The sequence below is a fragment of the Corynebacterium tuberculostearicum genome (assembly GCF_030229345.1).
In the GTDB taxonomy this organism is placed as follows: domain Bacteria; phylum Actinomycetota; class Actinomycetes; order Mycobacteriales; family Mycobacteriaceae; genus Corynebacterium; species Corynebacterium tuberculostearicum_G.
In genome coordinates, this window is sequence record NZ_JASPGP010000003.1 from 210,152 (window position 1) to 219,153 (window position 9,002).

Here is a 9,002-nt window from a genome sequence, read left to right on the forward strand (position 1 = left end):
GGGCAAATTCCCAGCTAACCGCCAGTTACTTTTGCCCTGCACAGGCCTAATGTTTTCCGGGTGAGTTTCCTTTTGAATCTGCCTTTGGCGGATCCCATCAACGGCGTGATCTTCTACGCCATCCTCGCGATTGCAGGAATCATCATTCTCCTTCAACGCAAGGTGTGGCCGCTGGTCATCGCGGCCCTGCTGTGCGTCATCGCTTGGTACTTTCTCCGGCACTGGCAAGTGCCGTGGTATATCTTCCTCGCAGCTTTCGTCCCCGTGGCGGCGTTTCTCCGCAAGCCCAAAACTGTCACGATTGCGGCCGGAGTCTTCTCCCTCCTCGCCACCGTTGGCATCATCAATATGGAGTACCAAACCTATCCAGATATTGCCTCCTTAGACCCACGCCCCGTGGCAAAAGAAATGAGCTACGAGGAGTTTTCCCACACCAATTCCGGTGCGGCGATCGTCCACGTCGATCTTCCAGGCACCACCTCCCATTTCTCCGCTCGCCAAGCTACGGCGTATATCCCTCCTGCATACTGGACGGACCACACCCTGCCCGTCATCGTCCTCCTGCACGGCAACCCAGGTGGCCCAGAGCAATGGTTCGGTTCGGGTGAAGCGGCCGAAACCGCAAACCAATTCCAGGCGGCGAATGGAGGGCGCAGCCCCATCGTCGTTGCCGTGGACGCCACCGGCTCTGAAACAGCCAATCCCATCTGCGCCGATAGCACCCAAGCCAAGGTCATGACCTACCTCAGCCAAGACGTGCCGCAGGCTATCAAGCAGAAGTTCAAGGTTAACCCGGATCAGCACACTTGGACCGTCGGCGGCCTAAGCTACGGCGGCACCTGCTCTCTGCAGATCGCTACCAACCGCCCCGAAGCCTATGGCTCTATCATCGACATCTCCGGCGAGGCCGAGCCCACCATTGGCAACCACGCGGCCACGGTGAAGAAATTCTTCGCTGGCGACGAGTCCGCCTTCAATGACCAGGACCCCGCACACTTGCTCGCCCACAAGCACTACTCCGCCCAGGCCATCTTCATCGCTGGCGATAAGGACACAGCTTCCGTCAACGCCCTGCACTCGCTTTCCGACGCCGCCCGCAACGCCGGCATGAAAACCTACTTCGGCACCCGCCCCGGCGGCCACTCCTTTCAGGTGTGGCGCCCAGCCCTGCGCGAATCTTTCGCTTGGGCCGCCCGTCGCGGTGGCATGACCGCGGTTAAGGATCCCTTCGACGGAATTGGAGCCAACGATGTCCGTTCTTAAAACCATCCTGACCAGGTTTCCTGTTTCCCTGGCCGTCTTAGTCATCATGTGGGCGCTCCACCTAGTGGACTTCCCCACCTCTCACTGGTTGGCGCTGACTACCGCGCACCCCGGCGGCGCCATCATCCTGTCGATTCTTATCCTGTTGTGGCTCGTTCCCGCAGAATGGCGCTTGGGCTCCCTGCGCACGTTGGCGGTGGGAATTACCTCTCAGCTCATTACTGTGCCCCTATCCATCGTCCTTGCCCGCGGAATCGAGACCGTAGGGCTGAACCGGTGGGGCAATGATCTCCTTAGCGATACCTTCCTCACCCCAATCGGTTTCATCGCCGGTGCCGCCGGCTTTGCCTCCGCCCTACTACCCCGCCTGTGGCGCCGCCGGCTACGCATCTCGCTTATCGTGCTTACCGCTACCTTTGTGCTCTATTCCGGCACCATGTCCGATGTCCTCGGCATCGTTGCCGCCGCACTTTCCATTACGGCAGGCCAACTTCTCTTTAAGCCCGAATCCGCACCGCCTTCCATCAGAGAGCGCCGAGTGCTCCTCGCCGTTGGCGTCGCCTGCGTAGCCATCGGGCCCGCCTTTGTGGCACTCGACCCCATGGCAGAGGGCCCCTTTTCGCAGATTACGCAGCTCCTTTGGACCCCACATCTATCCGCTTTAGAGGCCACCCAGTCCTGCGCGGATTCGGTCACTTCTGCCAGTTGCACCGCGGCAGTCGATCTCGCCCGCGCCCAAGGCATCGGCGCCGTGGTAGCCAATATCATGCCGTTCATCATCCAGCTAGTGGTGTGCTTTGGCCTTACCCGCGGCCGCGTGCTCGCGTGGTGGGTGGCGGTCATTACCCAGGTACTTGCCATCACCCTGTTGACCTCCCAGCTTTGGGATGACGCCCGCCTGAGCTATCTCCTGCCGAACCTCGTACTCGTCCTCTTGCCCTGGCTACTGGCACTATTCATGCTGCTAATTAACCGCTCACTGTTTCACACCCCCGAAAACCGCGCATTCTTCACTCGGACGGTCACCCTCGCCATACTTGCCGCCGCCATCGGCGCGGGCCTGTGGATCCTCACCGCCTCGTTGCACAACACCGTACCCCCGGCGAACCTCGCGGCGATCCTTGCAGAAACCCCACTGCGTTTCGTCCCGGCCGTAGTCGCACTCATCCTCCCCCACCACGTCGCGCCGGCTACAATGATTTCTTGGTTCGTCTACGAATGGGTGGGAAATGCTTTCTGGCTCCTCGTAGCTGTCCGGCTCTACCTCGGATTTTCCCGTCCTGTTGACCCAGCCCAAGAGTCCGACCGCGACAACGCGCGCCGCTTACTCGAAGCCGGTACCGGCGATCACCTATCTTTTATGACCCTGTGGAAATCCAACCGGTATTTCTTCCACGGTGATTCCTACGTGGCTTATCGGGTTTCCAATGGCATTGCCCTCACGCTGGGCGCCCCCATCGGCCACGATATCAGCTCCGAATTCGAACAATTCGCCGCTGAGCAAGGCTGGACGGTGGCGTGGTATTCCGTCAATACCCAATTCGCCGATGCACACCCGCAGCTAAAACGCCTCCAGGTCGCAGAAGAAGCCGTACTCAGCTGCGAATCCGTAGAGTTCAAGGGGAAGAAATTCCAAAACGTGCGCACCGCACGAAACAAAGCAGAAAAGGAAGGCATCACGACACGGTGGACCACCTGGAAGGAGCTGGATATCGCCTCCATCGCCCGCGTCACCGCGTTAAGCGAGGACTGGGTCTCTGAAAGGGCCCTCCCCGAAATGAGCTTTACCCTCGGCGGCATTGAAGAAATGATGGTGGACGGTACCCGGCTCTTGCTGGCTGAGTCTGCCGATGGCACATTACACGGTGTCACCAGTTGGATGCCGGTATACGAAAATGGTGCCATTGCCGGCTACATTCTCGACGTCATGCGCCGCAATGAGCACGGATTCAAAGGAGTCATTGAACTCCTCATCTCAGAAGCGATGCTCATCGCGCACTCCGAAGGCCGAGCCTGGATTTCCCTTTCCGGTGCCCCACTTGCCGGACAACCAGACGAGCCTAGCTGGCTCGACGTCGCCCTCGACCGCCTTGGTGAGGAAGTCGAACCACTCTATGGATTCCGCACCCTAGCGGCCAGCAAGCGCAAGTTCCAGCCAAAGGAGCAGCCGTGGTTCCTCTGCTATCACGACGAGCTGAAACTGCCTTCCATCGCGTTGGCCACCATGCATGCCTACCTGCCAGATGTGAAAACCAAGGATGCGGTATCGGCGTTCAGGGCTTGGATGGCCGCGTAAATACAGCAAGGTCTCCCTTCTTCGTACCAAGAAGGGAGACCTTGGGCGTTTTAGGCTAGTCCGCGATTGCCTCCAATGGCGGCGTCTTTGCCGCACGGTTCGACGGCCAGACGGCCGCGATAATGCCGACGATGGCCGAGCCTACGAGCATAATGAGCACCATCGCCCACGGAATCTGCGCGGAATCCAATCCCTCATCACCGAGAATCTTGATAAAGGACCAGCCCAAGCCAAGGCCGATAAGGATGCCCATCACCGCGCCAAAGAGCGCAATCTGCACCGACTCAAGAGTGATCATCGTGCGGATCTGGCGGCGCTGCGTACCCACCGCACGCAACATACCGATCTCCTGGCGGCGCTCAATGACCCCCAGCGTCAAGGTATTGACAATTCCCAGCACGGCAATAATCACTGCTAGGGCGAGTAGGCCATACAGGATGGAAAGCATCTGGTCGATAAAGCCAGCCGCTTGGCCCGCATACTCCTCACCAGAATTAACCTGAACCACGACCAAATCCTTGACCGAGTCCTCTAGATTATGGCGCAGCTCTTCCTTGTCATAGCCTTCCTGGCCCAAGACGCCCACCATTTGGACGGTAAAGGATTTCTTCGGTGCGACCTTTTCCGCCACATCCTGCGAAAGCACCATATTCTGGACCACATCGGTGGGCTTAAAGGTACCGACCAGCTTGGCCTCGGCCTTCTTGTCCTTTTCCGCAGAAGTAACCTTGTAGGTCTCTCCTACCTTCCAGCCGTGTTCCTTGGCAAAGTCCTCGGTAGCAATGAAGCCCTTCTCCAAGTTGGCATCGCCCTCAACCATGTCGAGCGCAATCATCGACGACGGATCTCCATCCGCAGTCATCGTTTGTTGGAATTGTGGACCATAATCCATCGATGCCTGACCATCGACGGCTACCGGAGCCATACCGACGGTAATCACCTTATCGACGCCCTCGGCCTCCGCCGCGCGTTTACCCGTGTCCTTCGGCGTCGGGAACTCACCGGAGCTAGGACCGGAAAGCAGGTAATCAGAGGTGATGTTTTGCTCGACGGTATCGGCCACGGACGACTTCATAGTTGCGCCCAACATGCCAATAGCGGTCACTAGGGCCACGCCCAAAGTTAGCGCGAAGGCAGTGGCGGCGGTGCGGCGCGGATTGCGACGCGAGTTCGTCGCCGCCAGTGAACCAATAGCGCCAAACGGTGCACCGATTGCCTTGCCCACCGTGGGAACCAGAGGTAGCGACAGGGCCGGGCCGGCTAAGAAGAATCCCACGATGACACCGAAAGCGCCGACGCCGACGAGGATGGCGCGGACGTTCGTCTCGCCGTCGGAAAGCACGCCTGCTAACGCCGCAACAATACCCACCAGCAAGATAATGGCACCAAAAATCGTGCGTACCTTCAGGGAAGTTCCGGAAGCAGATTCGGTAGTGCGCATTGCCTCCACCGGCTGCACGCGGCCCGCGCGACGTGCCGGCGCCCACGCAGATACAACCGTCACGATAGTGCCCAAAATGATTGGAACTACGATGGCCGAAACGCTCAGGCCCAAACCGCCATCGAGAGGCATTCCCTGCGCGCTCATCACTGCCTTAATGATTGCGACCAATCCCATACCGGCAACCACGCCAACAATGGACCCCAGAACACCAACAATGGCAGACTCCACCACCACCGAGTTTGTGATCTGGCGGCGGGAAGCGCCCAGCGCACGCAAGAGAGCGAACTCCTTAGTGCGCTGCGCGACAATCATCGAGAAAGTATTCGCAATAATGAAGGTGCCCACCAGCAGCGCAATCAGGCCGAACGCGATGAGGAAGTAATTGATGAACTTCAAGGCAGAAGACATCATCTCCGAAGTCTCCTCAGCCAGGCGCTCACCCGACTCCGCCTTGACTTCATACTTCTCGTTCAGGTGATCCACCAAGGCATTCGCATCCACGCCATCGGCTGCAGAAACCTTGAGCTGGCTCGGATCGCCGTAGCGCTCCAGGTAATCCTTTTCAGCCATGCTCAGCACAATGCTCTCGCCCTGGTCTACCGCGGGCTCCGAGATGCCAGAAACGGTAACCGTATCCTGCTCATCAGGGTGAACCACAGTCAGCTTCTGGCCCACGGAAATGTCGTACTTGTCGGCCGCGGAAGAGTTGACGAGGACCTCGTCCTTACCGCTAGGCTCCTCGCCCTCCTTCAGCTCATCGGCGCCACCAACGACCTTGTCTTCTGGGTAGAACGGGACAACGCTGGCCGTGCCGCCCTGGGTTTGATAAGCCTCCGAGTTCTCATCGGCCACGACAACGGTCTCCGAATCCGCGATATTGGTGTTTTTAACATCCTTATCGTCAGCCAGCTTCTGGCGCAGCTTGTCATCCAGTTTCGCGCCATTGTCGTCCTTTTGGCTCACCACTGCATCCACGCCGCGGAACTGATTATCCACGGCGGAGTCAAACGTAGACTTCAGCGAATTGGTGAACATAAACGAGCCGGCAATAAACGCAGTGCCCAAAACCACCGCGAGAATCGTCAGCCCAAGGCGCAACTTATGCGCCACAATATTACGCAGAGATACTCTGCGCATTGCGTTTCCGCGTGCCATTTAGCCCTCAATCTCCGCCATTACCTGGTGAATGGCCTCCATCGTCGGATTGTGCAACTCATTCACAAGCTTGCCGTCAGCAAGGAAAACCACTCGGTCCGCATACGAGGCGGCCTTGGCATCGTGTGTCACGATGACCACTGTTTGGTTGTCTTTATCCACCGCGGTTCGCAAAATGTCGAGCACCTCGGCCGAAGAATTCGAGTCCAGGTTGCCCGTTGGCTCATCGCCAAAGATGATTTCCGGCCGAGAAACCAGTGCACGAGCACAGGCCACGCGTTGCTGCTGTCCACCAGACAATTCAGCTGGGCGGTGTTCCAGGCGCTGCGCTAGGCCAAGGCGGCTAGTTACCTCTTCGAACCACTGCTTATCGACGCCCTTACCCGCAATATCCGTAGGCAGCGTAATGTTTTCCGCCGCAGTCAGCGTGGGCACAAGGTTAAAGGACTGGAAAATAAAGCCCAGCCGATCACGACGCAGGGCCGTAATGTCTTTGTCATTGAGCGCCGACATATCGGTATCACCGATAAAAGCTGATCCGGAGGTCGCTGAATCGAGACCAGCCATGGTGTGCATCAGCGTCGACTTACCGGAACCCGATGGGCCCATGATCGCCGTGAATTCGTTCTTGCCGAATTCAATAGATACATGATCAAGAGCGACGACAGATGTGTCATCGCTTCCGTATTGCTTAAACAAGTCAACGGCGCGAGCCGCAGCATTAGTCATGAGACAAATTCTCCTTGTAAATGGGAAATTACCTATTCAAGTCTAGCGACCGTGGTCTCCGGCCAACATCATCCCTGAGGAGGAAAACTGCATGCGAGAGCCCGGCATGCCCCCTTCTCCGAGTCACACACCGCGGGCTCCGGCCTACTTCCTAGCCCTCCTTTCTCTGTGTTCGTTGTTGTTGGTGTGTGAGGTATTGGGCCCAGGTGTGGTTCCAGTGGGTGTGGTGTGTGGCTAGTGGGCCGGTGGGGTGGTCTAGTTGGTAGGTGCCGTCGTGGTGGAGCCAGGCGATGGTGCCGGTGATGGGGTCGAGGATGTAGTGGATTCTGCGGTCGGTTTTGATGTTGTGGTGGTGTTGGCAGAGGTTTACTAGATTATCTGGGCTGGTTGGCCCGCCGTGGTGGTATTCGATGCGGTGGTCGAGTTGGCAGCGGGTGGCGGGGACGGTGCAGCCGGGCCAGCGGCAGGTGGCGTCTCTGCCTTGGGTGTAGGCGCGGATGTCGGTGCTGGGGGTGTAGGAGTTAATGTCGTCGGCGTTGAGTCGGCGGATGAAAGTGTTGTTGGTGGGTGCGTGGTTGAGGTTTATCCATCCGGCACCGGGGTGGAAGACGAGGTTGGTGTCGGGGTTGGTGGTAAACGTGTTGATGGCGACACTGGTGTGGGTGTCTTCGAGGATGAGGTCGATGAGTGCTTGTGCGGTGGTGGTGGTCTGGTTGGTGTAGGCGTCGATGTGGCGGGCGATGATGGTGGCGGTGGCGCTATCGCAGGTTAGCGTTAGTGTGGTGGTGTTATCGGGGTTGTAGTTGATGCGCAGTCGTGGTTGGGGTTGTTGTTCTTTGTCTTCGGGGCGCAGGTGGGTGTCGATGAAGGTGCGGATAAAGCGGCGCAGGTCTGCGTCGGTGGGTACTGTTTGGTTGGGTGTGGTGGGGGTGAGGAAGTCTGCGAGTGCGGCGTCGATGGCTTCGAGGTGGTCTGGATTGTCTTCTAGGCGGTTGAGTTCTCGGTCGATGATGCGCAGTTTGGTCAGGTCGAGTATCCAGTGCTGGCCTTGGACTTCGGTAACTAGGGGTAGTTGGCGCATGCGGAAGTGGGCGCGGAGGAAGCCTAGGAGTTTGTTGTAGGAGATGCCGAGGTCTTTGGCGAGGCTGGTGAGGCTAAGGTCGACGTCGTCGTCTAGTTGGGGGAGGATGGCGCGGTAGAGGAACCAGGAGGTTTTGCGTGTGTAGGTGCCGGCTTTGCCGATGTGGTTGCCGGGTGCGTTGGTGGTGTAGAACGCTTCAGGAACGTCTTGGTCGGCATCTGTGTCGTGTGCGTTTGCGGGGTGGTCACCTATGAGGAGGGTGTCTGGGTAGTCGAGGGTGGTATCTGGCTCGGGCGGGCTTAGTGTGGCAGTCATAAGCAGGACACTCCAGAAGAAAAGAACAGGGTTCGTATGTGTTTTCTAACGAGTGCCTTTATAGTATCCCGAATGGTGGACATGTGCCTTTTGTGGGGGTGCTTACGTTCGAATAGGCTCCCCTAAATCCGCAGGGATCCCCAGAGTCGCACCACAACCAGCAACGGGGGTAAAAGAACAGGTTTAGGGTTCGTCGCCTACTACAGGCTCCCTACGTGTTCCGTCGCGTGATGCTTGCACCCCGCAAAACGTGAAAAAAGGGAAGAGGACGGTGGTGTTCCGTTCTCTTCCCTTCTTTTGGGTTATTGAATTATGTTTTTGTTGTTTGGTGTCGGCGGTGACTTACTCTCCCACAACCTCCCGGTTGCAGTACCATCAGCGTGTGCAGGCTTAGCTTCCGGGTTCGGAATGGGACCGGGCGTTTCCCTGCAGCTATTGACCACCGACAAACATGCGAAGCACAAACCCTTCTTTTGGGTGCCCACTTTGTGTGGGTGTTGTGTCAGATACTGCATAGTGGACGCGGTCACGACAGTGACTGTTTCTTCTTCTTGTTGTTGTTTTGCCAATACACGTAGTGTGTGTTGGTGTTTGTTGTGGTCAATTAGTACCAGTAGCCTCCACACCTTACAGTGCTTCCAGGTCTGGCCTATCTACCCTATCGTCTTTAGGGGACCTTAACGAAACCTCATCTTAAAACAGGCTTCCCGCTTAGATGC

At 57.8% G+C, this 9,002-nt stretch carries 5 protein-coding genes and 2 rRNA genes; 2 read left to right on the plus strand and 5 right to left on the minus strand.

Features of this window, described 5'->3' with window-relative positions:
* Nucleotides 1–60 precede the first annotated feature (60 nt).
* The gene (locus QP884_RS03685; protein ID WP_284820765.1) at nucleotides 61–1,263 is read left to right on the plus strand and encodes an alpha/beta hydrolase; all 1,203 of its coding nucleotides are present in this window, start codon (nucleotides 61–63) and stop codon (nucleotides 1,261–1,263) included.
* On the plus strand, nucleotides 1,250–3,559 hold the full coding sequence (locus tag QP884_RS03690) for a bifunctional lysylphosphatidylglycerol flippase/synthetase MprF (RefSeq protein WP_284820768.1): 2,310 nt from the start codon (nucleotides 1,250–1,252) through the stop codon (nucleotides 3,557–3,559). Before QP884_RS03685 ends, QP884_RS03690 begins: the two co-directional genes overlap by 14 nt.
* Nucleotides 3,560–3,614: 55 nt before the next feature.
* Here QP884_RS03690 and QP884_RS03695 read toward each other — a convergent pair whose 3' ends face one another.
* The 5 genes from QP884_RS03695 to QP884_RS03715 form a co-directional block, all read right to left on the minus strand.
* Nucleotides 3,615–6,158: an ABC transporter permease gene (locus QP884_RS03695; protein WP_284820770.1), complete on the minus strand. Its 2,544-nt coding sequence runs from the start codon at nucleotides 6,156–6,158 to the stop codon at nucleotides 3,615–3,617.
* A complete protein-coding gene (locus QP884_RS03700) occupies nucleotides 6,159–6,887 on the minus strand; it encodes an ABC transporter ATP-binding protein (RefSeq protein ID WP_284820772.1) in 729 nt (242 codons plus the stop codon).
* Between the two features lie 151 nt (nucleotides 6,888–7,038).
* Nucleotides 7,039–8,283, minus strand: a complete 1,245-nt coding sequence (locus QP884_RS03705) for an HNH endonuclease signature motif containing protein (RefSeq protein ID WP_284820774.1) — start codon at nucleotides 8,281–8,283, stop codon at nucleotides 7,039–7,041.
* 329 nt (nucleotides 8,284–8,612) lie between these two features.
* Nucleotides 8,613–8,730 (minus strand): 5S ribosomal RNA (rrf, locus tag QP884_RS03710).
* 137 nt (nucleotides 8,731–8,867) lie between these two features.
* A 23S ribosomal RNA gene (locus QP884_RS03715) occupies nucleotides 8,868–9,002 on the minus strand; the annotation flags it as partial.